24 protein-coding genes and 1 tRNA gene are annotated in these 26712 nt (G+C 35.6%); 11 read left to right on the top strand and 14 right to left on the bottom strand.

The genetic code is table 11. The annotated features are described in order from the left end of the window. The first annotated feature begins 326 nt into the window (after positions 1–326). The 4 genes from CCZ01_RS10735 to CCZ01_RS01715 all read left to right on the top strand — a co-directional run bounded on the left by CCZ01_RS10735 (position 327) and on the right by CCZ01_RS01715 (position 3044). Positions 327–527, top strand: coding sequence for a hypothetical protein (locus CCZ01_RS10735; protein WP_220106525.1), 201 nt, complete (start codon positions 327–329; stop codon positions 525–527). After that, positions 485–664, top strand: coding sequence for a GNAT family N-acetyltransferase (locus CCZ01_RS10985; protein WP_220106529.1), 180 nt, complete (start codon positions 485–487; stop codon positions 662–664). The genes CCZ01_RS10735 and CCZ01_RS10985 overlap by 43 nt, the downstream gene beginning before the upstream one ends. Positions 665–1205: 541 nt before the next feature. Then, positions 1206–2426 carry an NAD(P)/FAD-dependent oxidoreductase gene (locus CCZ01_RS01720; RefSeq protein WP_112051505.1) on the top strand — a complete coding sequence of 407 codons (1221 nt, stop codon included), beginning with the start codon at positions 1206–1208 and terminating at the stop codon, positions 2424–2426. A 9-nt stretch (positions 2427–2435) separates the two neighbouring features. Then, positions 2436–3044, top strand: a complete 609-nt coding sequence (locus CCZ01_RS01715; RefSeq protein WP_112051504.1) for a hypothetical protein — start codon at positions 2436–2438, stop codon at positions 3042–3044. Positions 3045–3052: 8 nt separating this feature from the next. Here CCZ01_RS01715 and moaA read toward each other — a convergent pair whose 3' ends face one another. Next, positions 3053–4018 carry a GTP 3',8-cyclase MoaA gene (moaA, locus tag CCZ01_RS01710; protein WP_112051503.1) on the bottom strand — a complete coding sequence of 322 codons (966 nt, stop codon included), beginning with the start codon at positions 4016–4018 and terminating at the stop codon, positions 3053–3055. A 98-nt stretch (positions 4019–4116) separates the two neighbouring features. Here moaA and mobA point away from each other — a divergent pair, with 98 nt between their 5' ends. Beyond that, positions 4117–4695, top strand: coding sequence for a molybdenum cofactor guanylyltransferase (gene mobA, locus CCZ01_RS01705; protein WP_112051502.1), 579 nt, complete (start codon positions 4117–4119; stop codon positions 4693–4695). A 1-nt stretch (position 4696) separates the two neighbouring features. Beyond that, complete coding sequence (flhB, locus tag CCZ01_RS01700; RefSeq protein ID WP_112051501.1) at positions 4697–5770, top strand: flagellar biosynthesis protein FlhB; 1074 nt, start codon at positions 4697–4699, stop codon at positions 5768–5770. A gap of 54 nt (positions 5771–5824) precedes the next feature. Here flhB and CCZ01_RS01695 read toward each other — a convergent pair. The 10 genes from CCZ01_RS01695 to CCZ01_RS01650 form a co-directional block, all read right to left on the bottom strand. Beyond that, positions 5825–5900: transfer RNA gene (locus CCZ01_RS01695), tRNA-Val, on the bottom strand. Positions 5901–5937: 37 nt separating this feature from the next. After that, positions 5938–6387 (bottom strand): signal peptidase II, encoded by a 450-nt coding sequence (gene lspA, locus CCZ01_RS01690; protein WP_458692854.1) that lies wholly within the window; start codon positions 6385–6387, stop codon positions 5938–5940. Next, the gene (gene glmM, locus CCZ01_RS01685) at positions 6387–7727 is read right to left on the bottom strand and encodes a phosphoglucosamine mutase (protein ID WP_112051500.1); all 1341 of its coding nucleotides are present in this window, start codon (positions 7725–7727) and stop codon (positions 6387–6389) included. Before glmM ends, lspA begins: the two co-directional genes overlap by 1 nt. Next, positions 7724–8371: an FAD-dependent thymidylate synthase gene (thyX, locus tag CCZ01_RS01680; protein WP_112051499.1), complete on the bottom strand. Its 648-nt coding sequence runs from the start codon at positions 8369–8371 to the stop codon at positions 7724–7726. Before thyX ends, glmM begins: the two co-directional genes overlap by 4 nt. Further along, positions 8364–10205 carry a polysaccharide biosynthesis protein gene (locus CCZ01_RS01675; RefSeq protein ID WP_112051498.1) on the bottom strand — a complete coding sequence of 614 codons (1842 nt, stop codon included), beginning with the start codon at positions 10203–10205 and terminating at the stop codon, positions 8364–8366. The genes thyX and CCZ01_RS01675 overlap by 8 nt, the downstream gene beginning before the upstream one ends. Further along, entirely contained in the window at positions 10202–11299 is a 1098-nt protein-coding gene (locus CCZ01_RS01670; RefSeq protein WP_112051497.1) for an aminotransferase class V-fold PLP-dependent enzyme, read from the bottom strand. Before CCZ01_RS01670 ends, CCZ01_RS01675 begins: the two co-directional genes overlap by 4 nt. A gap of 65 nt (positions 11300–11364) precedes the next feature. Then, positions 11365–12339, bottom strand: a complete 975-nt coding sequence (gene hemB, locus CCZ01_RS01665; RefSeq protein ID WP_112051496.1) for a porphobilinogen synthase — start codon at positions 12337–12339, stop codon at positions 11365–11367. Between the two features lie 2 nt (positions 12340–12341). Then, positions 12342–13598, bottom strand: a complete 1257-nt coding sequence (locus tag CCZ01_RS01660; RefSeq protein WP_181566272.1) for an ArsS family sensor histidine kinase — start codon at positions 13596–13598, stop codon at positions 12342–12344. A 16-nt stretch (positions 13599–13614) separates the two neighbouring features. Beyond that, positions 13615–14304, bottom strand: coding sequence for a response regulator transcription factor (locus CCZ01_RS01655; RefSeq protein WP_112051495.1), 690 nt, complete (start codon positions 14302–14304; stop codon positions 13615–13617). A gap of 546 nt (positions 14305–14850) precedes the next feature. Continuing rightward, positions 14851–16515 carry an inorganic phosphate transporter gene (locus tag CCZ01_RS01650; protein WP_112051494.1) on the bottom strand — a complete coding sequence of 555 codons (1665 nt, stop codon included), beginning with the start codon at positions 16513–16515 and terminating at the stop codon, positions 14851–14853. Between the two features lie 321 nt (positions 16516–16836). On the opposite strand from CCZ01_RS01650, the gene CCZ01_RS01645 reads away from it, so the two are divergent. From CCZ01_RS01645 to CCZ01_RS01635, 3 genes are read left to right on the top strand one after another with little or no spacing between them, the layout of a single operon-like run. Further along, positions 16837–18450, top strand: a complete 1614-nt coding sequence (locus CCZ01_RS01645) for a sensor histidine kinase (protein ID WP_112051493.1) — start codon at positions 16837–16839, stop codon at positions 18448–18450. Beyond that, positions 18447–19127: a metallophosphoesterase gene (locus tag CCZ01_RS01640; protein ID WP_181566271.1), complete on the top strand. Its 681-nt coding sequence runs from the start codon at positions 18447–18449 to the stop codon at positions 19125–19127. Before CCZ01_RS01645 ends, CCZ01_RS01640 begins: the two co-directional genes overlap by 4 nt. Then, entirely contained in the window at positions 19127–20134 is a 1008-nt protein-coding gene (locus CCZ01_RS01635; protein WP_112051491.1) for a Cj0069 family protein, read from the top strand. Before CCZ01_RS01640 ends, CCZ01_RS01635 begins: the two co-directional genes overlap by 1 nt. 44 nt (positions 20135–20178) lie before the next feature. Here CCZ01_RS01635 and CCZ01_RS01630 read toward each other — a convergent pair whose 3' ends face one another. From CCZ01_RS01630 to bamA, 3 genes are read right to left on the bottom strand one after another with little or no spacing between them, the layout of a single operon-like run. After that, positions 20179–21429 (bottom strand): M16 family metallopeptidase, encoded by a 1251-nt coding sequence (locus tag CCZ01_RS01630; RefSeq protein ID WP_112051542.1) that lies wholly within the window; start codon positions 21427–21429, stop codon positions 20179–20181. A 59-nt stretch (positions 21430–21488) separates the two neighbouring features. Next, the gene (locus CCZ01_RS01625) at positions 21489–22580 is read right to left on the bottom strand and encodes a dehypoxanthine futalosine cyclase (RefSeq protein WP_458692853.1); all 1092 of its coding nucleotides are present in this window, start codon (positions 22578–22580) and stop codon (positions 21489–21491) included. Continuing rightward, positions 22552–24804, bottom strand: coding sequence for an outer membrane protein assembly factor BamA (gene bamA, locus CCZ01_RS01620; RefSeq protein ID WP_112051489.1), 2253 nt, complete (start codon positions 24802–24804; stop codon positions 22552–22554). Before bamA ends, CCZ01_RS01625 begins: the two co-directional genes overlap by 29 nt. Positions 24805–24936: 132 nt before the next feature. Between bamA and CCZ01_RS01615 the strand changes: the two genes are divergently transcribed. Both CCZ01_RS01615 and CCZ01_RS01610 read left to right on the top strand, forming a co-directional pair. Then, positions 24937–25764, top strand: a complete 828-nt coding sequence (locus CCZ01_RS01615; RefSeq protein ID WP_112051488.1) for a prephenate dehydrogenase — start codon at positions 24937–24939, stop codon at positions 25762–25764. A gap of 66 nt (positions 25765–25830) precedes the next feature. Then, on the top strand, positions 25831–26712 hold the full coding sequence (locus CCZ01_RS01610; RefSeq protein ID WP_112051487.1) for an aspartate carbamoyltransferase catalytic subunit: 882 nt from the start codon (positions 25831–25833) through the stop codon (positions 26710–26712).

The following is a 26712-nucleotide window of genomic DNA, read 5'->3' as shown; positions in this document are numbered from 1 at the left end:
TTACACACTAAAGATTAAAGCTTTGAAGATTTATGGGGAGATGTAGCGAAACTTGTAGTTAGAGCTGGTGTAAGGCAAGTATTTTTACAACATAGGTAGAAATTGGGTATAATAGAGTGGCTAGCATAGTTAAAATTATGGAAAGACAGGGAATAGCAGGATAGTGAAAATGGTAGTAAACCTGGAGGGGTATTAATAACTCTTGATAAATAGTATTAATAGGCATTTATTAGTATGAATATAATTGAAACTGATAGATTAATTTTAAGAGAATTAATAACAGATGATTATGATGATTTATGTAATATACTTCAAATGAAGAGGCTATGTATGCCTATGAGCATGCTTTTTCTGACTATGAAGTTATAGATAAAAAACATAATTTTGGTTTATGGGCTGTTATACTAAAAGAAGATAATACTTTTATAGTCCAAGCAGGGCTTACAATTCAAGATATAGTTAATAATGAATTACTTGAAATAGGATTTCATTCAACAAAAAATATTGGCATAATGGATATGCAATAGAATCTGCTATAGCATGTAAGAAATATTCTTTTGAAGAGTTAAAAGTAAATAAGGTTTATTCTATAATGAGAGATAACAATATGTCATCACAAAATGTTGTCAAAAGAAATGGAATAAAAAAGTTATATAAATTATAAAATATTATTATAATATTTATATACCACATTGTATATTTTGTATTAAGAATTTTAAAAAAATTTTTATATTAAAATATAATAATATAAATTTTAATGTATATTTATGAAGTTGGATAAGAAACAAAAAAATTGGTAGATATTTAAGTAAAAATATAGGAGTATTTATCGATTAGGAAAAAAGGGGGGGGTAAAAATCCTTTTAAGTCTTGTAGAGGTATTATGCGGTATATCTTGTTTAAATTTCATCAATGAATAGTTCTATAATATATTTTGTGAATAAATCTTTGAAAGAACAAACACACCACCACGCCCACAAAGTATTTTTGAAGAATATTATGTAAATACTACTTTAAAATAATATTTACATAAAAATGTTAAAAAATAACTTGAATTTATTTCTTGTAATATTCTGTTTCTCTGTGTGAGTAATAAAACCACTTTTTGATTCATTTCTAAACACTCATTCAAGTAAATATTAAAGATTCAGTCTGGCTGAAAGCAAAGTGTGGTAGAATATGCCCATTTTTAAAAGGAGTTTTTGATGGCAGAGATAAAACCCCCTCGCATTTTGATTATTGGTGGTGGTTATGGTGGGCTTAGAGTCGCAATCACTCTCCAAAAAATGCTTAAGTATCAGCAAGCAGAAGTTACTTTAATTAGCAAACACGACTATCATTATCAAACAACACTTCTCCATAAAGTTGCGGTGGGGACGCTTGGGGCTAGAAAGGCGAGAATTTTTTTCCGGAAGGTTCTTGATCCTCAAAAAGTTCGATTCATTAAAGATAAAATTACGAAAATTTCTCCTGAAAGTTGTCAAGTTTATGGTAATGGTGGGATTTATGAGTATGATTATTTGGTTATTGCTTTAGGGTTTAAGCCTGATAATTTTGGTATTCCCGGTGTCAATGAATACGCCTATAAACTTTCATCACTAAATGCTGCATTAAAGTTATCTGCAAATATTGAGCATAAATTTAAGGAGTTTGTGCATACAAAAAATGAATTGGATTTGCGTGTTGTTGTCTGTGGGACGGGATTTACGGGTATTGAATTTGCAGCCGAAATGGCAACAGAATTGAAAGAGTTATGTTTAATTTGTGGTATTGACCCGAGTCTGCCTAAGGTGATTTGTATCGGACGATCTGAGCAAATTTTACCTGTTTTTTCTCCAAAATTAAGTCAAATTGCAAAAGAAAAAATGGAAGCGTTGGGTGTAGAGTTTATTTGTGGTGGTAATGTGAAAGAATGTTTACCTAATGGTGTGAGAATTGACATTAGCGGAGAGGAAAAGATCATTGAAGCCAATACGGTTTTATGGGGTGCTGGAGTAAAAGGGAGTGATATTGTTGAGCATAGTAGCATTCCTAATAAAAGAGGTAGAATTGCTGTTACAGCGGAATTACGTTGCAATGAATTTGAAAATATCTTCGTTGTTGGGGATTGTGCCTTTGCTACCTCAAAAGATGTTATTCATGCACCAACTGCTCAACTTTCCGCACAAATGGGAGACTATGTTGGTGAATCTCTTTGCAGGATATTGAATCAGCAATCGGCTCTCCCCCCTTTTAAGTTTGTGCATCGTGGAACGGTTTGTTCTATTGGACATACAGATGGTGTGGGTGTGGTGTATGGGAGAAGTGTGAAGGGTGAATTGGCAGCTTTTATGAAAAATACTATCGAAAATAGGTGGTTGTTTGGGATTGGTGGCTTTGGAATGGTTTTTAAGAAAGGACAATTCCGCTATCGCACAAGTAATTAAGGTGATTTAATGATAGTATTGAAAAAACTTTTTTTAATCTGTTGTTTTATTTTACCTTTGTATGCTGAGGGTTGGTTGTTGGTTGGCGGAAGCATAGATATACAGAAGGCTTTTTCAATAAGTCAATTAGAGATTGTTGGGCTTACAACCGAAAAGCATAATCTTTCAGAAATGTTGATGGGTGGAGAGATTCGGCTTGGGTATTTGCCCGATAAAGAGAATCGGCTTTATTTAGCCATTGAAACAGCCCATAAGAAGGCTGGTCTGCATTATTATAGTTTTATGGCTGAATACAATCGTACACCTTTTTTGACGCCCTATTGGAAACTTTTATTTGGAGGTGGGCTGGGATATTCGTTCACGACTTTAGATAAAGAAAATCTTACAATCAATGATCAATCTGCAGAGAGCGATTTATCTTTTCAGGGTATTGCGTATAATCTTAAGGGCGGTATTTTATTTACTCCTAATCGTCATATTGAGTTAGAATTTGCAGTTAAAGCAAGGCATATGATTCTTGGTAAGGCGGAAAGTAATCACCCTATTGCCCCCCTTGCGTTAGATATGAATAAAACCTTTACTGTTGGGGCTGGGGTTGGCGTGAATGTAAAGTTTTAAGTTTTATTTTAACCGCCGGTTTTATAGAATGCACGACTAGAAATTTCACTTGAAACCTCACTCCATCGATTCTTCTCTGCCTTATTATTTAGAGCTTTTTGTACGCCCATTTTCATTTCTTGTTGATCATTGTTGAGTATAGCTTCTTTTAGATTGATGGCTTCATCAAAATAAAGGCAAGGAATAATAAAGCCCTCAGAGTTCAAGCGGATACGGTTGCAACTTTCGCAAAAATGGTGATCGTGGGGTGCGATAATGCCAAATGTAGCTTTTTGTGGAATTTCATAAAGGGATGCTGGTCCAAAATTTTCTTTTTCTTTTTTTTGTGTGGCATAGCGCAAATGAATAATATTCAAAATATCAGTTGCCCTTAAGCCCTTAATTTTTGTACTTGCATGTTCGTTCTCCATAAATTCAATAAAACGTAACATAATTCCTTTTTGTATTGCAAATTCTAAAATCTCTAAAATTTCGTCATCATTTATCCCTACTAGAGGCACCATATTTAGTTTAATTTTTAATCCAGCTTTCAACGCCTCTTCAATCCCACTTAGGGTTTGTTCTAATATATCTTTTTTGCTTAATAGGATTGCTTTTTCTTTCTTAAGTGTGTCGAGGGAGATATTTATGCGTTTGAGTCCTGCATTTTTTAATCTTTGGGCGTAGTGAGGAAGAAAATAACCATTTGTCGTAAGGGCAATATCGACTTGTGGGGAGTAGGCATAAATTTTTGCAATAAAATCATCTACATCCTTACGCAATAAGGGTTCGCCACCCGTGATGCGAATTTTTTGGATACCCTCATCAATCATTAAATAAATAAAATTAAGCATAGCATTTAATGGAATTTCCTCAAGCGAATCAAAAAAATCATCAGGCGTGTTAGGCATACAATATTGGCAACGAAAATTACATTTTTGTGTTATAGAAATGCGTAAATAATTTACGACTCGACCAAATCGATCTTGAAGCATTCTTATCCTTTGTAAAATTTTTGGTAAAATAGCGTGATATCCCTAAAAATATTATTAAAAATGATTCTTTATTTAGGAGATTAGCTGAAGGAGGAATAATGAATGCGGTGATTTTGTGCGGTGGGCAAAGTAGGCGTATGGGACAGGATAAGGCACTTTTAGAGTTGGGTGGAAAAACCATGTTAGAGTATCAATATCAACGTCTTGTAGAGTCTAGGCTTTTTACAGAAGTTTTTTTGTCATCAAAGAAGCACTACAAAGGTTCTTGGGGTAGTAATATTTTTATGGATTTACAAGAGATTTCAAGTCCTATTAACGGGTTATGTAGTATTTTAGAGCAATCTAATTGTGAACAGAATTTTATTATTCCTGTGGATACCCCGCTTGTAAGTCTTGCACAGATTCAAGCCCTACAGGAAGCTTTTAGGGCTGAATCTAATCTGGGGGTGGATGCACTTGTTTTTAAAGATTCTAGTCATATTCATTCCTTGCTTGGTATTTATACAAAAAAATCACTTTCTGGATTATACCGTATGCTTAAAAATAATATTTTAAAAATTAGTGAAGCTGAAAGGTTTATTTGGATAAAATACCTTGAATGCGATGAGGTTAAATTTTTTCAAAACGCAAACACAAAAGAAGAGTATCAAGCAATTTTAAGGGATTTTGGAGCATAGTATGGCTGATGAAGAAGAGAAAACAGAAGAACCTTCAGCGAAAAAAATAGAGAAAGCAAGAGAAGAGGGAAATGTTCCTAAAAGTCCGGAAGTTGTGGGCTTTTTTGGTTTGGTGGTTGGTTTTATTTTACTTTATGTTCTCTTTACATATGTTGTTGACCGCTGTATGGATATTTATCATTTTTCTATGAGTTTGTTTAGCGTAGAGATGACAGCAGCTAATGTTGTTTCGATTACATTGCGTTTTATTCAAGAATTATTTTTCATTATTGCACCATTTTTTGCAGGGTTGATGATTGTTGCAGTGGCGAGTAATGTTGGGCAGTTTGGTTTTTTGCTTACTTCTAAAGCAATTAAATTTAATCTTGCAAAAATCAATCCTGTCAGTGGATTTAAGAATTTATTTTCTATTAAAAAATTGGTTGATGGTTTTTTGCTTACAGTCAAGGTGTTGGCTGCTTTTGGCATTGGTTTTTGGGTTTTTTCTTGGTTTATTGGTGAATTGACAACTGTTGCTTTACTTCCCCTTTATGACCAAATGCGTTGGTTGCGAGATAAAGCGATTATTCTTGTGGCTATTTTGTTGCTTTTTTTCTTTTTGATGAGTGCTATTGATTATGTGATTAAGCGAAGACGTTATTATAAGAGCCTTAAGATGACAAAGCAAGAGGTAAAAGATGAATTCAAGCAACAAGAAGGAAATCCGGAAATTAAGGGTAAAATTCGTTCTTTGATGTTTCAAGCGTCACGCAAACGTATGTCTCAAGCTGTACCAGGTGCAAGCGTTGTTATTACAAATCCAACACATTATGCAGTCGCTTTGCGATTTGACCAGGCTCAAGAATCTGCTCCACGTGTGGTTGCAAAGGGAGTCGACCATCTTGCAACAAGAATCAAGGACATTGCATTTGAAAATGATGTGCCGATTGTTGAGAATCCATCTTTGGCACGCGAGTTATATAAGTCTGTAGATATTGAGGAAGTTATCCCAGAAGCTATGTTTGCGGCTGTTGCTGAAGTTCTTGCCTATGTTTATCAGGCGAACCAAGAAAAAGGGAAGCTAAATAATGGCTAAAGCCTAACTAATATACCTAAGGAATATAAAAGGCTGAATAAGTAAAACAAAGAATGGTGGCCACGATTGGACTTGAACCAACGACCACTACCATGTCAAGGTAGTGCTCTACCAACTGAGCTACGCGACCAATAACGAAAGGAGTTGCAATTATACCAGAAAAAATTTTAAGCCTTCTTGAAAAAGCTTTGATAAAGAATCAGTAGCACAGCAAAGTTAATCATTATATCCGCAAAATTGAAAATAGCAAATTCAAAGAGATAGTGCCAAAAAATATAATCCACGACACCGATATGAATAAAGCGATCAATAATATTTCCAAATGCTGCACCAAAGAGAATGCCGATGGGCAAATAGTGGGCATTGAATAGGTTAGGATTCTTGTAGAGATAAGTTGCAATGAGTAACATAAGAAGAATTTGCAAATATTTTAGCCAACCTTCAAGCCCAGCAAACATTGAGAATGCAACGCCTTTGTTGTAAGCAAGAACTAAAGAAATGGGGGTGGCTTCAATGTTGACATTTGTATAAACGGCCCAATATTTAATGGCTTGGTCGATGACAAAAACCACAAAGGCAATGCTTGTCGCTTTGATAAAATTCTTATTGATTACCACTAGATTAATGCCTTTTTAAATAAATCTTCAAGTTTTTTAAGATATTCTTCTAGAATACTTAAATCGTTCCCTTCCAGAAGAATTCTTAATTTGTTTTCTGTTCCAGAATAGCGAATAAGGTGTCGCATATGTTGCTTTTCAATTTCACTTGTTAAATCTTTTAAGCCATCAATTTCATCAAGATTGCGTTTTTTAGAAATGTTCAAATTCATAAGTCGTTGCGGATAGAGTTCAAATAGTTTTAAGGCTTCTGCACTACTTTTATTGCTTTTAAGCACAAAGGCGATAACTTGTAATGCTGAAAGTAATCCATCTCCTGTTTTTGCAAAATCACTCAAAATGATGTGTCCACTCTGCTCACCGCCAAAATTAACACCCTCTTTTTGCATTAATTCAAGCACATATTTATCGCCTACATTGCAACGTAAAAGATTCAATTTAAGTGTTTTTTTAAGATATTCTTCTAGCCCAAGATTGCTCATTTGTGTGGCAACAATGGCAGGTTTTGTGAGGGCATTAGTCCGTTTTAGGTGTGTGCTTAAAGCACCAATGAGTTGGTCTCCATCAATAATTTCACCTTTATTGTCTACTACAACGAGCCTGTCTGCATCTCCATCAAGCGCAAAACCAATATCAGCACGTACACGCTTAACTTCTTTTGCCAACATTTGCGGTTGTGTTGCACCGCAATTTTCGTTGATATTGTAACCATTTGGCTTATCGTTGATTACAAATACTTCTGCACCTAGTTCACTAAAAATCGTTGGGGCTACTTTATATGCTGCACCATTGGCTACATCAAGTACAATTCTAATACCAATGAGTGATAGTTCTTTGGAGAAAGAATTTTTAATATGTACAATATAGCGTCCAATGACATCATCAATGCGTTTAGAGCTACCAATCTCCTTACCCATTTTTTGGGATTTTTCTAAAAGGGTGTCATCATGGAAAATTTTTTCAATCTCACATTCTGCACTTTCATCAAGTTTGAATCCGTTAGGGTCAAAGAATTTAATGCCATTATCATCATAAGGATTGTGGCTTGCACTAATCATAATTCCTGCATCGCAACGCATATCTTCTGTTAAGTATGCAATGGTGGGGGTTGGCATAGGACCAATTTGAATGACATTATAACCTACAGCAGTTAAGCCACTTACAATTGCATTTTCAATCATATACCCGCTGCGACGTGTATCTTTGCCTACAAGAATCTTGTTAGTTTTAGAATTTTTGCGAAAATAAATCCCTGCTGCAAGTCCCATTTTTAAGGAGGTGAAAACACTAATCTTTTCACCCGCTTTGCCTCTGACTCCATCTGTCCCAAATAATTTCATTCTGTAACCTCCATACATCGCTTAAAGATAAATAAATGTTCTTTTGGTAAAGCTTTATAGATACTGAAAGCTAATCGTCGTATTTCCCATAATGCCTTTTTGCTAGAACGCAATGTGAAAAAATTTTGTAAGCTCCTTGCGTTCACGCTCCATGTAAGTTCAGTGCGATAGCATTCAGGCATTGCAAATTTTGCTAAATCATTACTGATGCCATCAGATAATAAGCCCCTTAGTTGTTCCAATGCATGGATGCTTGCTTCATTCACTTTTTGATTTTCCGTAAAAATGATGAATTGTTTTGCCCTCTGAATATTTATGGAATTGATGGGTAAAAAGCTTGACTCTTGCTTAAGTTCCTTTAAGGTGTAACGCGTAGATTTTACACTTAAAGAAGCAATTCGATGCCGTGCTAATTCTTGTAAACACGTTCTGCTAATACCTTGAATGTAAAAATTATAGTAAAGATGTTCGAGCGTGCTTGAGTGTCGATATTGATTACCGACTCTATCGATAAGCTCACAATCAATCTCCCCGCCATTATCCCCTTTTGCAAAGCTTTGCCAGCAAGTTCGTGTTGCATGGGAACAAATATGCAAGGGTGTGTGGTGCAAAAGTGTAATAAGTGGTAATTCTTCTTCAGACATTAGGTTTTCCTTCTTTGTTTTCCTGATGGTTGAACTCAACAACAATTTCCTTGAGTTTCGCGATTTTATCTTTACAAGTCAGCAATTCTTGTATTTTTTGTTCCAATAGCTGAATAGAATAGGGCGTTGGACGTGCAACGTGGATGGAATCATATTGTGTTTTTGCTTCTGAATCATCAATTAATAATTCTTCGTAGAGCTTTTCACCGGGTCTTAAACCGCTAAAAATAATTTCTACCTCATTTTCTTTGCGATAAAGTTTGAGCATATTTTTTGCTAAATCAACAATCTTAACAGGGGAACCCATATCAAGAATAAAAATTTCTCCTCCTTCAGCGATGGAGGCTGCCTGCAAAACTAAACGACAAGCTTCTGGAATCAACATAAAATAACGCGTAATATCAGGGTGCGTTACGGTGATGGGTCCTCCGGATTCAATTTGGGCTTTGAATTTTGGCACAACACTTCCACTGCTACCTAGCACATTCCCAAAGCGTACAGCGACAACCTCACTTTTTTTAGAATCAATATTTTGTGCGTAGAGTTCTACTGTACGCTTTGTTGCACCCATTACATTGGTGGGACGGACGGCTTTATCTGTTGAAATGATGACGATTTTAGGAATTTCTGCTTGAATAGCACAATCAATAACATTTTTACTACCAAGAATATTATTTTCAATCGCACTCAAGATATTTGCCTCACACAAAGGAACATGCTTATAAGCGGCAGCGTGGAGTAGGATATCTGGTTTATAAGTATTAAGAACTTCTTGCAGACGTTCTTTTTCAAGAATACTCATCATCACAGGTAAGCCTTGTTCTCCAATTTCTTCCATGATGGCGTATAGATTATATTCACTGTGGTCAAGCAAAATCAATTTTTTTGCACCAAAAATTTTACATTGTCGTGCAATTTCACTCCCAATACTACCACCACCACCGGTAATTAATACAACTTTATCTGCGATAAATTGTGAAATTAAATCTTTATCTAAGTCCTTAATGGGGCGAGAAAGTAAATCTTCAATGGAAATGTCTTTCAATGGTGCTTTAGAGTGAGAATCTGCATTTGATTCTTCACTTAAAGTTGTTGCAATTTTAATATCTAAAATACCTAATGCGTCAAGTTTTTGAAAAATATCTTCTAGTGGTGGTTTTGCAAATTCTTTTGTAAGGATAGCACTGGTAATTTTATGTTTTTCAATAAGATTTTGACATTCGCTAAAGGGGTGTATTTTGAGATTCCCAATATATGTTCCCCAAGAAGCTTTGCGATAATCAATGATAGCTAATGGGTAGTGTGGAATTTCTCGACTTAAAGCACTCTTGATAATGTTTGCTGCTTGTGTGCCACCACCAAATATAAGGGTTGGTCTGGGGGATTGTCTCGGAACATTTTCAATGTAAATGCGTTTAGAAATTCTCATACAACCAAGAGTAATAGAGGAAATAACAAAATCCATAATAATGACACTAAGAGGAATGTGGTCAAGTAGGCCAAGAATATAAAAAAGCAATGCACAGATGCTGTAAGCAACGCTGTGGGCATAAAATATTTTTAAAGCTTCACTTAAACCAAAGAATCGCCATGGAACAAGGTAGATTTTAAATAAAAAAATAGCTATAATTTTACAAAAAATTAATAGCAAAAAAGAAATTTTTACTTCATCAGTAAACTCAAGAGGAACTTCAAAGCTATAACGCAAATTATAGGCAAAAGTTAGTGTAAAATAAGAAAATAAAATATCTGCAAAGACAAAAAAAGTTGTCCGTTTAAAATTGCTAGGACGCAATAAGCGGACAAGAAAACGAGAGTAAAAAACCCGTTTCATATGACTTCTTTTAAGATATCAACGACTTTGAATACTTGCTTTTGAGTCATCTTTGTGCCACTAGGAAGGCAGATTCCAGACTTAAACAATTTTTCTGAGTTACCATTAGTAAAGCTGGATGCATCCTTGAAAAGTGGTTGTAAGTGCATAGGCTTCCACAATGGACGTACTTCAATTTTCTGTGATTCAAAAATTTTTACCAACTCTAAGGGATTACACTTTTCAGGTAAACAGAGTGTTGTTAACCAACGATTGCCTCTTGTGTTGGGCAATTCTGGCATAAATTGAAGTTGAAACTCCTTAAGGGCTTCTTGATACCACTCAAAAATTTGTCGTCTCTTTAATACCCTTTGTTCTAAAACTTCCATTTGTCCAACACCAATAGCAGCACAAATATTGCTCATTCTATAATTGTAGCCATATTCTTGATGTTCGTAATAAGGAAAAGGTTCTTTTGCTTGTGTGCTTAAGAATCTTGCTTTTTGCAATGCTTCTTGATTTTTTGCAATAAGCATACCACCACCACTTGTTGTGATAATTTTATTACCGTTAAAAGAGAACACACCAAAATCCCCAAAAGTACCTGTGCTTTGCTGATGATAAAAAGCACCCAAAGATTCAGCTGCATCCTCAATAAGAGTAATATTTTCATTTTTGCAAATTTCGATAATTTCATCTAATTTTGCACATTGCCCATATAGGTGAGTAAGAATTAAGGCTTTTGGAGGCTTTTTAAGCTTTGAGATGGCTTCTTTAAGGAGAGTAGGTGAGAGATTCCAAGATTCATCGCAATCGACAAAAACAGGAATAGCTTTTTCGTAAAGAATTGCTGCAATAGAGCCAATAAAAGTGAAGCTGCTAGCTAGAACAAAGTCATTTTGTTGAATGCCACTGACACGCAAAGCCAAGTGTAATGCCGCCGTGCCACTACTTAAGGCAAGTGCACAAGAAGAATGCGTATAATTTTTGATTGATTCTTCAAAGCGGTCTACGAAAGCTCCAAGTGGTGCAATATAATTGCTCTCAAAAACTTCTTTAACATATTTTTCCTCATTTCCACCCATATCCGGTGGAGATAAAAATATTTTATCCATAATTTCCCTCCTTATTAAGACTTGTAATTCTAAACTAAAATAGCTTTTAACTTATTTAATTCTCATTAATTGATCAAATCTAATTCACACATTTCCTTTGTATGATAGCTAATGATAATATCAGCACCCGCACGTTTAAAGCTTACCATTGTTTCTAATAAGGTACGTTGATAGTCAAGAATCCCGGCTTTTTGTGCAAGCTTCAAGAGACTATATTCGCCACTCACATTATAAACTGCTAAAGGTAGTAAGGAGTGTTCGCGTATTTCCCGCACAACATCTAAATAAGCTAAAGCTGGTTTAACCATTAAAATATCTGCACCTTCTTTTTCGTCATTGAGGCTCTCAAGAATTGCCTCTCTACGATTGGCGGGATTTTGTTGATAGCCTTTGCGGTCGCCAAAACTTGGTGTAGATTGTGCAACATCTCTAAAAGGTCCATAATAGGCACTTGCAAATTTGGTTGAGTAACTCATGATGGGAATATGGGAAAAATTACTTTTCTCTAAAACCTGCTTTAATGTAAGAATCATTCCATCAAGCATACCGCTTGGAGCTAATATATCCACCCCAGATTCTGCAAGAATCAGGGCTTGTTTAGCAAGAATTTCTAAAGTCGCATCATTGTGTAAATGCCCTTTTTCATCCAGAATGCCACAATGCCCATGGTCTGTATACTCACAAAAGCATAAATCAGCGGAGATTAAAAATGCGTCCCCAAAATATTTTTTTATCGCAAGAATACTTTTTGCTACAATAAATTCTTCTGATAATGCTGCAGAACCGATACTATCTTTAATTTTTGGAATACCAAAGAGTAAAAGATTTGTAACACCGAGTTTGAGTAATTCTTCACATTCTTTAAGGAGATAATCTATGCTCATCACAAATACTCCGGGCATTGATTCAATGCTATTTTTAATATTTTCCCCCTCAATAACAAATAAGGGGTAAATAAAATCTTTTTTACATAGCCTTGTTTCGGTTACTAAATCTCTTATGAGCGGGTTTTGGCGTAATGTTCTGAATCGTTTAAACATATTTATCCTTTTTTGTGGTTGATTTGTTTTTTAGGCTTAACCATCGCACCTTTAATGATAAAGTGATGGATTTGGTCTTGATAAGCATATTGGAATTTTAATCCTTGTGCTTCAAGCGTGTTTTTAATGATATATAAACCAAGCCCTAATCCTTGCGAATGTGGATTCTTAGAATCCTTAAAAAAAGGTTTAAAATATTCATTAATGGGATACAAAAGGGGTTGACCATAATTTTTAACAATGATAGAATTTGCATCAGTTTCAATGATAACACTACCCTCACTTTTGTATTTTAGTGCATTATCAATAAGATTTTTGAGTGCAAGCGAGAACATTTCAAAATCAACTTTAACGATAAAATCTTCTTGTGGATAAATAATACTTTCATTTTGTTTGTAATCATTCATTAATTGCTTAAATACAGAATCCAATACTTCTTGAAAAGGGTACTCCTGCTTTGAAATTTTATAGTTTTTTGAACTCATTTCCTCAATTTTTGCAAATTCATCGATCAAAGAATTAAGACGCATAAAGATAAAAATTAATCGTTCCTTTTGTGTTTGGTTTTCCACCATTTCTGCAACGATTCTTCCCTTTGTAATAGGCGTTTTTAGTTCATGCATAATTGTGCGTAAAAATAAATGGCGAGATTGGTTGAGAGCACTAATTTTTTTAATCGCATTATCAAATTCACGCGACAATTCTCCAATTTCGTCGTTATGGGGAATAACGCAAGAAATGTTTTGTTCGCCTTGTGCAAATTTGCGTATAGATTTGCGTAACCCTCTCAACGGCATTAAGCTTTTGATGATAAGAATATAAAGAACAATTACGATAAAAAAAGCCATAAAAGTAAGGATGTAGGAGTTTTTGCGAGATTCTTTGGAAGAATCTTTGTAAAGTGTAGCTTTTTCTGGCGTTTGAACAAGAATGTAAATGCTATCTTCATCGTTAAGGATTTTAGCAACAATTCCGCCAAAATTAGGTGCAACTTGTGAAAATAACTCTTCTTTAATTTTTTGATTATCAATCATTTGGAAGTCAAGTTCATTAAGATATTTTTCAATTAGTGCGAGATTGCCACCATAATAAATAATTTTGTTTATTGTTGCAATGAATTGATTATATTTGCGTTGGGCTTCTAAATGTTCATTGTTGGCGTGCATCCGAATAAAATAGAAAGAGAATGCACCAAGTCCTATTAGGGAAAAGGCAAAAAGAATCGTTACTTTAATAAAGATGGAATTGTATCCTTTCACCGCAATTCCTAGATTCCTACTTAATGTTACTATCTAAGCGGTAGCCAATTCCGCGGACAGAAATAATATGCTTAGGTTCTTTTGGATTTTCTTCAATCTTTGTACGCAGACGTCCAATGATGACATCTATGCTTTTGTTGGAGCTTTCTGGGTTGATGGAGGGGGAGCTAAGTGAAATTTCTTCGCGTGAAATGGCTGCACCATTGCGTTTGATGAGATGGGCAAGAATTTCATACTCTGCACGTGTTAAATCTAGCGATTTTCCTTTGTATAAAATTTCACGATTACTTTCTTTGAGTTCAAACACTTTTTGTGATTGTTGTTGTTTTTTGTCACTTGAATTATTTTGGTAACGTCTCAAAATACTATGAATGCGTGCAACAAGTTCCTCAGGGTCATATGGTTTAGGGAGATAATCGTCAGCACCAAACTCCAAACTCTGAACTTTATCGTTAATATCGCTTCGTGCTGACGAGATGATTATGGGGATGTTTTTGCTTTTGGCTACCCTTTTGCATACCTCAAGCCCATCAAGATTGGGAAGTGTTAAATCTAAAAGAAGGAGGTCAAAATGATGAGTGTTCAATGCACTCATTCCAGTGTAGGGTTCATCATAGCTGGTCACGGATATACCGCGACCTTCGAGGTATTCACTAAGAATAGCCGCCAGCTCTAAATCATCTTCTATCATAAGAATCTTCAGCATAAAAGGTCCTTTCTGTGCAACAAGGAGGAGGTTTAAGGCAATTTCTGCATTATCTTAAAGGAATTGGGTTGGTTTATGGGGTTTAGCCATTTATAACGCACTTCCAAAGACCTTCTTGCTTTTACGATTCAAAAATTAAAAAGAACAGTTAATGAGGTATTCCTCAAACAGATTGATGCTATAGATCCCTCTGTCAAGACACCTTTGGAGACACCCGTCTAAAATTGCTATCACACAACTCCTAATCTAAATCATTAAATTAGGCATATAAACAATGCTTAAAGAACAGGCTTGGTTGCATCTCAAGACTAAGGCTAGATGGGGTGTTGGGATATTTTTGGGGGTATCCTCTAGCCTTAGCAAATTAAATACAAAACCAAAAAAGAGATTTCTCTCTTCTCTCAATCTCTCCATTCGATTGAGATGGTGGAATTATAGAAAGCTACAGTAAATCAAGAGTAAATGCTGGAAAGTAAGGGTGGGATTTTTATGCATAGGGAATGGCTCAACCGCCTTATTAAGCCTATCAGCGGTTGAGAGATTTTTTTACCCTAAAGTTTGTGCCCATCTTAGCAACAAGAATGTAAGTCCACTAAGAATGGCAGCTGCAGGAACGGTGATTAGCCAAGTTGCAACAATTTTATTGAATGCAGAACGTTTAACAAGCTCTTCTTTATAGGCTTTTTTGAGTTGTTTTTGATCTTTTTTAGAAAGAGTCGGTAATTCACTCATTTTTGTAAGTTGGAGTCCATCATCTGTTCCGACAACAACACCAGCAGCAGCCAACGCTTCTTCTGATTCTCTACGTTGCTTTAAGCCTTTTAGGATTAACTGTTTTCTTGCCAAAGGTGCTTTGCGGAATTCAGCCAAGAATGTGTTGATTTTCTGTGTTTCAACTCCATCATGTGCAATAATGATATTCTGTTCGATCTCATAATAATGTTTCTTGATCCCTTCTCGTAAAAACCCAACGCCAAAAACTGCACCCACAGCAATATGGGTAGAGCTAACAGGAAGCCCTAAAGCAGAAGCGACAAGAACTGTAACAGCAGCACTCATTGCAACGCAAAATGCACGCACTTGGTCGAGGTCGGTTATTTCACTTCCTACTGTGCGAATTAATTTTGGTCCATAAAGGGCAAGCCCTAGCGAAATCCCAAAACCTCCTACAATCATAATCCAAAGTGGTACAGTCGCCTTAGCATCTGTTGCAATACCAGTTTCGATACTTTTGAGTGTGTCATTGATGGCTGCCAATGGCCCAATAGCATTTGCAACATCATTTGTGCCATGTGCAAAACTCAGAAGAGCGGCAGCAAAAATAAGTGGTATTGTGAAGAATTTTCCAACCTCTTCCTTTGTGTTATCCATTTTAGAGGCTGCCATAGCAATAAGAGGGCGACAAATCAAGAAAACAACAATGCCTATAACAAGAGAAACGGCAATCGACATTGGTAGTGAAAGTGTAATGACTTTCTTTAAGCCCTTGCTAATCATATACATAGAAAAAGCAGCACTCATTACAAAAAGTAAAAGTGGTACAACCGTCTTTGCTGCTTTGAGCTTATCTTCTTTATAGGTGATTGTCCGTTTAATGAAAAATAAGAATGCTGCTGCAATTCCTCCACCCAGTAAAGGTGAAATCACCCAACTAGAAACGATTTTACCCATTTCGCCCCAATTAACAATATCAAAGCCACCAGCCATGATCCCTGCACCAAGAATGCCGCCTACAATAGAATGCGTTGTTGAAACAGGAGCACCTACAGCAGTAGCAAGGTGTAACCATATAGCCCCAGAAATGAGAGCGGCTAACATAATGTTAATGAAAGTCTCTTGGTCTGTGGCAATAGTAGGCGATACAATTCCAGAACGAATTGTATCTACAACATCTCCACCAGCGATAATCGCTCCTCCTGCTTCACAGATGGCAGCAATTAAAATCGCACCCCCCATAGTTAATGCTTTAGAACCAACAGCTGGTCCAACATTATTTGCGACATCGTTTGCACCGATATTGATAGCCATATATCCTCCCACCATCGTAGCGACAATAAGAATATAAATTCCATGGTCAATCGATGAAGAGTAATAAAGGGCGATGATAGCGGTTAAAAGAATGAAAAGAATAGCAAAACTAAGCTTGAAGAAGTCGCTACGATTAAAATGCGTCGCTTTTTCAAGCTTATCTAATTTTCGCATACTATCCATAAGAAAACCCCCAATTTTTAAGTTTTTAAGAAACTAGCCAAAATATAACAACATATTCTTTATTTAATCAATAGAAAATATGCTTCCCTATTCAGGATAGCCCTTAATATTAAGCCTTCAAGTATCAGCTTAATGTTGTCATTATAACACGGTAGCCTTAAAATATTATATAATTTTTTCTTTGAATATAAATTTGAACATAAAGAAATTTGAGAATATTAACGATTTTTAAAGAAAATTTAGAGTAGAATATTTGGAGGTATGCCTATTAGTTTATCGTTGATCTTGCATCTCACGATAACCTCATTTTAAGGAGGAGAGGTGAATCAAAATTATCAGTTTTCTCAACATACTCAAGAAGAATTAGTTGCTGTTCTTCAGTCTTTTCCTATTCCAATTTTTTGTTTTAGTGACTCGCCTGACGATAACTTTAAGGTAGTCGCTTATAATAGTGAATTTTTGTCATTTTTTTATTTAGAGGCTAAATCCATTCATCAGTCATCACCATTCTTAAAAAATCTTTTTACTCATTTTGCTTCTTTAAAGAATGCAATGCAGAAGGAAGGGAATGATATTATCTGCTCTCCAATGTCCTTGCAATACCAGACCGAACAAGTTGTTGTCCAGTTAAAAAAAATTTATAATAATCTCTTTATCGCCTTGTTTTTTAATGAGAAGATGGAGGTTTTTCGACTTTTGGATAAAAATGAGCAAATTCATAATTTAGAATCTTTATTTGACGAGTTGGAATCTGTTATGCAAAATGAGATTCGCGTACGTTTGACAAGCGAAAGACGTTATCGGCAACTTTTCCATATAGGCTATGATGGAATTTTTATTTTGACTGCCAGAAATGATGAGAATAGAGAATGTGGGAATATATTAGAAGCTAATCATATTGCATTGCAAATCGTGGGATTGAAAGATATACAAGGTGTTAATTTTTTGCAGTTAATTCCAGAGAAAGAAAGAGGAGATGTTTCAGAAAAATTACATCATATTCAACCAAATGATAATCTTTTTATTAATGCAACTATTATTAATCAGCAAAGCCAAATACCTTTTTCAGTTGAAATTTGTGGGCAACTCTTTATTTGCGACAACCAACGTAATATCTATCTTGCTGTTCGCGATATTAGTGAACGACTGGTGTTAGAAAAGGAAAGAGAAAAGGATCGTGCATTGTTGTTGCAACAAAGCAAAATGGCAAGCATGGGGGAGATGATTGGCGTGATTGCACATCAATGGCGACAACCCTTAAATGTTCTTTCTTTGGAGATTTCTAGTTTGCATGAATTGTTTTGTGAAGGTTCTTTAGACCAAGAAAGTTGCACGACTTATATTAATCGTATTTATCAACAAATTGATTTTATGAGCCAAACAATCAATGATTTTAGAGATTTTTTCTCCCCTTCAAAACAGGCAAAATATTTTAGTCCAAAGAAAGTTTTAGAGAGTGTTGTTGCTATGCTAGAGCCTCAATTTTTAATGAGGAGTTGCATTCGTATAAACATTAATGATGAGACTTGCCAAACGACGATGATTTATGGGTTTTCTAATGAGTTCAAACAAGCCCTTTTGGTGTTAATTCAGAATGCAAAAGATGCAATTCAAGAAAAAATCCAGCAACAGCCGGATTTTTTAGGTGAGATTTATATTACAATTCAGCAGGTTGAGGGCAATTCAGCGGTTGAAATTGGTATTTTGGATAATGCCGGAGGCGTTTGTCCTGCTGATTTGCCTTATATTTTTGACCCTTATTTTTCAACAAAGGGTGCGAAAGGGAGCGGGGTTGGGCTACCCACAGCAAAGATGATTATTGAGCGGAGTATGCATGGAAAAATTCGAGCTTTCAATAAGAATCAGGGGGCTTATTTTCAGATTACTGTCCCTTGTCAGCCACCAAACCAAGAATGTTCAGAGGCGATAAAATGAAAGTGCAAAATATGGCTTTTGACGAAAATACTTTTATTGTTTCTGATACACATTTTGGCCATCAGAAGATTTTAGAAAAAGAACCACATCGCTTTGATGACCTTTCTTCCAAAAAAGAGGTATTTAAACGTTTAAGGAAACGTTGGAATAACCTTATTCAAGATAATGATACTCTTTTACACTTGGGAGATTTAATTGGGGATAAAGGAAAAAAGTATATAAAAAAATTAAAAGGACATAAATATCTTATTTTAGGAAATCATGATATTAAAGAACAAAATTTTTCAGTGATTCAGCAGAGTGATTTTTGTATAATTCATGGGTTGTGCCTCCTCGTTCCACAAAAACAGGAAATTTTGGAACAAATGCAATTTTTTTTGAATAATTTGCCAATAGAACAACAATCTCTTTTGAGTGCAGTTGTTGCGGATATTTGTGGAATACGGATTTTGTTTAGTCATTATCCTTTGTTTGATCGTTACCCTAATGATAATCGTTTTATTGCAATTAAAGAAATATTAGAGAAACTTTTTGAAATTTCCCAATGTGCAATGAATATACATGGGCATACGCATAGCCATGATACTTTTGACAATCGTTGCGTGAATGCTTGTATTGATAAAACAGATTTTATGCCCATTCGACTAAAAGACTTATTGAGTAAAGAAGGATTTTAATGCAAAAAATGATTATTTTTGAAGCATGTAAACAAGTTGAAGGAAGAGATAGAATTGAGCGTGAAGCCCTTCTTGAGGCATTAAGAAGTAAAGGTTGGGAAGGTGAAGTTAAGGTTTTTGAGGTTTCCCAAAAAGAAGAATTGTTTGAATCTATTTCTAAGAGTGCAAGTGGATATTTTTCACGCATTGAATTGGAGAATTTATATCCTCTAGAGCGAGAAAGCTATTTAGAGTTGCTTAGAAGTCTTGAAAGGGTAGGTGTTTTTGGAGTTATTGCTCCTAATGTAATTGAAGAATTTTCGCGTCGGGATTCTTTGCTAAAGTTAATATCAAACGGTCTTGTTGCGGAAGATTCTTATGGGTATGGCAATAAAGAACGTTTTAAAGATTCTTTTCCTTATTCTCTTGTTACTTCTGAACGTGTTTTAAAGCCCTCTTTTGGCAGTGAGGGGATTTGGAGGGTACGTACTCTTGAAAATAAAGGATTAGAAGATAAGGTTAAATTAAGTGATATGATTGAGATTTTTTCTGCTAAGGAGCATCAGTTACGAACTCTTGCACTGGGAGATTTTTTAGAAGGTTATTCAACTTATATTGACGAAACAAAGGCGATTCTTGATTTGCCTTTTTTGGCAGATATTGCTAGAGGTGAATTATCGGTGCTGATTAATTATGATACTCCTTGTGAAATTTTATGTAAAATTCCTGCAAAAGGAATGTTTGGGACGAGTCTGTTTATGGGAGCACAGTATCGTTATGAATTTTTGGATTCTCATCGAACGCTAATCAAGACTTTGAAGGCTAAAATTCCAGAGATTTGTTTAAAGTTGGCAAACGGAGAAATTCCGCCCATTTGGTCTGCAGATTTTATCCCACACGGTGAACATTATATTTTAAATCGTCTTAAAGTAGGGTGTGTGAGTTTTGCAACAAGAATTGATCTAGTTCAAGAAATTGCCCACAATATGATTAAAATTATTAAGAACAAGCGAGCGAATGGAATTTAGGAAGTATTTATTTGTGAATGCAAATATTATGCATTCACCTCCAGCTATTTTTCAACGATAGAGAAACTTAAATCTAATATTTCGCGATGTTGCTTGATATAAGCATTGATGTCTTCTAATTGCAATCGTTCGATATTTGCAAGTTCTTGTATGCCAAAATCTAAGGGTTGCCCAAAATAGTACGCATTATAGGCTTTTGAGAGGCGTTGTGAAAGGGTTTCGTTGCGTAAAGGTTCGCTACCAAGCAAGAATTTTTTAGCCGCATCTAACTCTTCTTGCGTTATTCCTTTTTGAATAAAATCTGAAATCACTTCTTTGACAACCTGAATCGCCTCATCTTTGTTGTCAAGTTTCGTTTGTAGGTAACCTAAACCGTAAGTAGCTGATTTCGTATTGTAGGCATGCCAATAAGCTGAATAAGCAAGCCCTCTTTTTACGCGCACTTCCTCTAAGAGGCGACTACCAAAGCCCCCTGCACCAAGAACGAAAGCTGCCACACGCATTTTATATGCCTCTTTTGCGTAATCTTGAATAGTGAGCGGTGATCCAAAATAAACATAGGCTTGCTCTGTAGGTTTTTTAGTAATTATATTCTCTTTGGTTTGGGCGAGAGTACATTTTTGAATAGGGTAGGTATTGCCCTTTTTGAAATTTGATAAAATTGGTTGAATACGTTTTTCAAATTCCTTAAAGCTAACATCACCTCCAGCGAGAATCACTAATCCACTAAGGACAATATGACGCTTATAATATTCTTCAATATCTTTGAGCGTCACTTTCTGTATGCTTTTTTGCGTTGGAATATAGGCACATGGTGTTCCTTTAAAAAGAATTTTTGTCAATTCATCATTGGCAATTTCATCAAAATCCGCCTCTTTCTGTAAGATATTTGCAATCGCATCTTCTTTTACCTTATTTAAAGCTTTAGGGGTGAGGTTAGGAGAACGTAATAAAGCATCTAAATATCCTAAAGCGTCTCCCATATCTTCTTTTAACGCTGAAAGAGAAATAGAAAGACTCTCTCTCCCACTATCGCTACTTAAGGTAATGGAACGTTCTTCTAATTCTTGTGCAAATTTCACACTTCCTAACTGCTTTGTGCCTTCTTCTAATATGGCTGAACCCAAGTCTGTAATTGACGATGCGTAATCTTTTTTGCTTGACATAAATGTACCTAATTCTCCGCCATTTGTGAAAATTAACTTCAAATTGAAAGCTGGTACAAGCTTAGATTCTTCATAAATTACAGGAACTTCCACTCCATTAATATTAATTTTCTCCAGTGTTGCTGCCATAAGTCCTCCTGTAGTAAAAATAAGGGTACAAAAGCCCAATTTTAATTTTTTGATAAATTTCATTCAAATTTCTCCAAAATACGATAAGCCGTATCTCTTTTTGCTGGAATTTCACCGATATCTTTAATTAATCGAATCATTTCGGCCTGATTCATTGAGTTTTTTGCACCTGCTGCTGCGACAACATTTTCTTCAAGCATTGTGCTACCCAAATCATTTGCACCAAAAAGAAGTGATAATTGTCCAATATGGCTACCTTGAGTAACCCATGAGCTTTGTATGTTGGGAAAATTGTCTAAGTAGATACGACTTGAAGCGAGTAGTTGTAGATAACGATTTGAAGAAGCTTTCTGAATGTGTGGAAATTCTTTTTTTAATGGTGTGTAATCAGGTTGGAATGACCACATAATGAATGCACGAAAACCGCCGGTTTCATCTTGTAATTCCCGAATTCTACGCCAATGTTCAATAATGTCGTTATCATCTTCTAATGTTCCAAACATCATTGTAGCAGTGCTTTTAATGCCTAATTGATGGGCGGTTTTGTGTACTTCAATCCATCTATCAGCACTTAATTTTTTAGGGGCAATCAAATCACGAATACGATCGCTTAGAATCTCTGCACCTGCACCAGGAATGGAACTTAACCCTGCTTCCTTGAGTCGTGCCAAAGTTTCTTGTAAAGAAATCTTAGAAATTCTTGCGATGTAGTCAATTTCGATAGCAGAAAAACCATGAATTGTGATTTGTGGATATTTTTTTGCGATATGTCGCACTAAGTCTTCATACCATTCTATCTTTAGCTTAGGATGTACTCCACCTTGAAATAGAATTTGAGTTCCGCCAATTGCAATGAGTTCATCAATTTTTTTGTCAATCTCCTCAAAACTAAGAATGTAGCCTTCATTCTCATCTCCAAGTTCTCGCTTAAATGCACAAAATTTGCAATCCACCCAGCAAATATTAGTGTAATTAATGTTGCGGTCAACCACAAAGGTTGTGAGTTTTTGTGGATGCAATTCGCGTTTAATCTTAAAAGCCTCTTTACCTAATTCTTTCAAAGGTACTTGACTCATTATCTGTTTTATTTCATTGTCATTTATTCTTTGCATAGATATCTCCTTAAAAACGTGTTCCCATACCAAATTCAAAACGCGAAGTTTTATCACCCGGTTGTGGGTTCAACGCATACGGGAACATAAAGCTAATGGGACCTAATGGTGAAACCCATTCAATCGCTGCACCCGTTGAATAACGTTGGATTTCATTAAAACTTGCTTGCCCAATCATACCATAATCAAAAAAGAGAGTTAAGCGCATCTGCACAGTTTCAAATAAACCAAAGCTCATTTCAGCACTCCCAGCCGCCATATATTTTCCACCAATTCTTACGCCATTTGCGTCAAAAGGGGTTACAGAATTTGATTTGTAACCCCTAAGGCTACTCACGCCACCTAGATAAAATTTTTCATTGATAGGGAGATAACCTTGCTCTTGAATCATTCCTGCTCTCCCTTTGAGTCGAAAAATTACATCGAAGCCATCAAAGTTATCCAAATTAGTGTAGCCTGCTCCACGACCAAAATATTTAATAAACTTCTCATCACCACCAACTCCTGCAAATTCAATAAAAGTGGAGATGCTCAAGCCGTTTCGCGGAAAATAATAATCATCCGTGCTGTCATAGCTTAATCCTGGAACAATAGAGCTTTTTGCGTAAGGTCTATCATAAAAATAAGGGCGATAAATTTCCTCTAAGCCACCATAAAAATTTGTTAATTCTGTAAGGGTGTAATTATAACCCACAGTCGCGTGAAAATGGTCAAAGAATCTTCTTCCGCCTGTTAGGGAGAATCCTGCTCCCCTTTCTGTGTAGTCATAGGTGATGTAGTCGCGTTTATAAACATCAGTTGAGAGACTATAGAGTGAATCTAATACGCGTGGATTATAGAGGTTGGCACGATAATTGCCTTCTTTTTGGCTTTTATCGATATAAATTCCTGCATTCATACCGCTACCAAATAAATTCCTTTCGCGTACAGATATATTCCCTAAAAACCCATCATAACTACCATAGCCGACACCAAACATAAATTCACCAGTTCTTGTCTCTGTTACCTGCACCAAAAGGTCGACTTGATTTTCGTTGACGCGTTTTTCCTCAATTTCTACTTTTTCAAAAAACCCAAGTTGTCGTAAATTATTGCGAGAGGTTTTAACTTTTGATAACTTATAAAGGTCGCCGGGTGAAAGCGTTACTTCGCGTCGAATAACTCTATCAAGAGTGCGTGTGTTGCCTGCAACGATGACACGATGGATTTTTACTTTTTCATTTAGAGTAATTTTGTAGGTGATATGGACTTTTGCATTCTCTCTATCGCTGTCTAGCTGTGGGTCAATGCGCACAAACGCATAGCCTAAATCTCCAATAATTTCACGCATTCTCTCAATATCTTTACGCACAGTTTCGATATTAAATCTCTTACCTTCTGTAAGATACAGTGTATCCATTAACTCTGTGCTTAGAATGACTTCTTCATCAACATCAATACTCACACTACCTACACTATATACTTCACCCTCTTTAATTTCATAGGTTAACTTAGCATTGTAGCTATCAAAATCAGCTTCTAAGATTGGAGCACTCACAGAAGCATCTAAAAAACCTTTTGTCATATAATAGTTTTTAATGCGTCCGGCATCTGTCCCCAATTCACGCATTTGTAGCTTCCCATCATTAAAGCCCCACATCCAGCCTAACCATTCTGCTTCTCTGTTTGCAGCTACGCTTTCAATCTGGCTTGCAGAAAGGGCATAGCTACCATTGTAACGTGCTTGACGAATAATAATTTCTTCACCTTGATTCACATTGATAATCAATTTCAGAGCACGTTCATTTAGTTTTTCTGTTTCTGTTTCAATAACAGTGTCATAAAAACCTTTTTGTTCTAAAGTGGATTTGATTCTTTGCTCTGCACGTTCAAGTTTGCCGGTATCGTAAAAATCCCCTTTTTTAATACCGATTTCTTTGTATAAAGCCTCCTTATCTGTTCCGCTCCCATAGCCATTAATTTCGATTTTTGCGATTGTAGGTTTTTCAACAAAATTAAAAGTAAGTATTCCATTACTTTCAGTTACCCATATGTCTTCAAAATATCCTTGCTGATAGAATGCTAAAATTGATTGGTCCACATCAATTAGTTTTAATTCTTCACCTATTTTAATAGTTGCAATTTCATTTGCGAGGAGAGGAGAGATATAATTCAAGCCATTATAGTTTACTTCTCTGATGATTGGTAGCGGGGCTGCAAATAAACAAGCAGGCAACAAAAAAAGAAAATAAATAATAAAATAAAGTATTTTTTGTTGAAACAAATAATTTAATCTCCCTAAAGTTTATTGGTTATAAAAAGCGGATTATATCTCTTTTGAGATTAATTGTCCTTAAAAGCAATATGATGTATAATTGAATTCTCTCATAGAAGTTTCAAGGATAGAAGGAAAAAAATGCAAGCAGGGATTATAGGTTTAGGTTTGATTGGTGGTTCGCTTGGTTTGGCTTTAAGGGAAACAAAAATGTTTAAGAGTATTGCGGGATTGGATACGAATGAGTTACACGCACAACAAGCTTTAAGCTTGGGTTTAGTTGATGAGATTCTTGAATTACAAGAGATTAAGGAATGTGATATTATTTTTCTTGCCACCCCTGTTGAAGGCATCATAGAGACGCTTAATCATATTTCTCCTCTTTCTGCTCATACAACTCTTGTGGACTTAGGTAGCACGAAACAACGTATTCTTGAGTCTGTTCCTAAAGAAATTCAAAAAAATTTTGTTCCCGCTCACCCAATGTGTGGGATTGAAAACAGTGGTCCTAAAGCCGCATTCAAAGAACTTTTTAATGGCAGTTTGATGATTTTATTTGATTGTCAAGAAAGTGGTGATTTTCAAAAAGCTTTTGCAAAGGAAGTTTTTCTTGCTTTAGGAATGAAGATTCTTAAAATGGATATTTTTGACCATGACCATCATGCAGCTTATATTAGTCATTTGCCACACATTATCAGTTTTGCTTTAGCTAATGTTGTTTTGAGACAAGAAGATCCAAAAAGCATTCTTGCTTTAGCTGCAGGAGGATTTAAGGGCATGGTGAGAATTGCTAAGAGTTCACCCGTAATGTGGAGCGAAGTTGCAAAGCAGAATCAAGAAAATTTACTAGAGAGCATTGAAGCGTTTCAAAAAGAAATGCAACAATCAAAAGAGTGGATTAAACAAGAAGATTGGCACAGTTTATACGAATGGATGGAGAATGCCAACCATCTACATGATATTTTTTGATTATTTTAGTAATTTTTTATATTTACCTTTTTTTGCTAATGTTTTACACTTGATTAAAGGATGACTATGGTTAGACATTTGATTGAAACACAAGATTTTAGTACACAGGAAATAGAAGATATTCTTGAGGAAGCGACAGGTTACTTGGGAAATTATCATCGCGAAAGACTCAAAAATCATCTCATTATTACTATTTTTTTTGAAAATTCTACACGTACTTTAAGTAGTTTTGAGATTGCTGCAAAGCAAATGGGGGGTGAAGTTGTACGACTTGATGTAAGTAGGAGTTCTACCTCAAAAGGGGAGACTCTCTATGACACAGCGGCAAATTTGAATGCAATGTCCCCTAGTGCGATTGTTGTCAGACATAAGAATTCAGGTGTTCCTAATTTGCTTTCTAAACATACGAGTTGTGCAATTGTGAATGGTGGTGATGGGGCACATGCACACCCCACACAGGCATTATTAGACTTACTTACACTAAGACGCAATTTAGGGGAATTGTCGGGGAAGAAAATTGCCATTGTTGGGGATATACGCAATTCGCGTGTTGCAAATAGCAATATTGAATTATTAAGTCGTTTTGGAATGGAAGTGATTTTGGTTGCACCCCCCCATTTTATCCCCAAAACTTGCTTAAAGACACATGATAAAATTGAAGATGTAGTTGATGATGTTCAAGCAATTATGAGTTTACGCACACAAACAGAACGACATGATTGTCAGATTTATGGTAGTTTGAAAGATTATGCAAGTGATTTTTGCATTACACAAAAATTAATTAAAGATAAAGATATAATTATATTACATCCAGGACCAGTGCATCGTAACATAGATATTGAAGACGCAGTTTTGAAAGATTTTCGTTGCAAGGTTTTAGAGCAAGTTACTTGTGGTGTAGCTATTCGTATGGCAGTGTTGCGTTTTTTGATTGAGGCGAACGCTTGA

This window comes from Helicobacter monodelphidis (assembly GCF_003288845.1).
In the GTDB taxonomy this organism is placed as follows: Bacteria; Campylobacterota; Campylobacteria; order Campylobacterales; family Helicobacteraceae; genus NHYN01.
The sequence above is the reverse complement of the archived record's forward strand: the minus strand, read 5'-3'. Positions and strand labels throughout refer to the sequence as shown.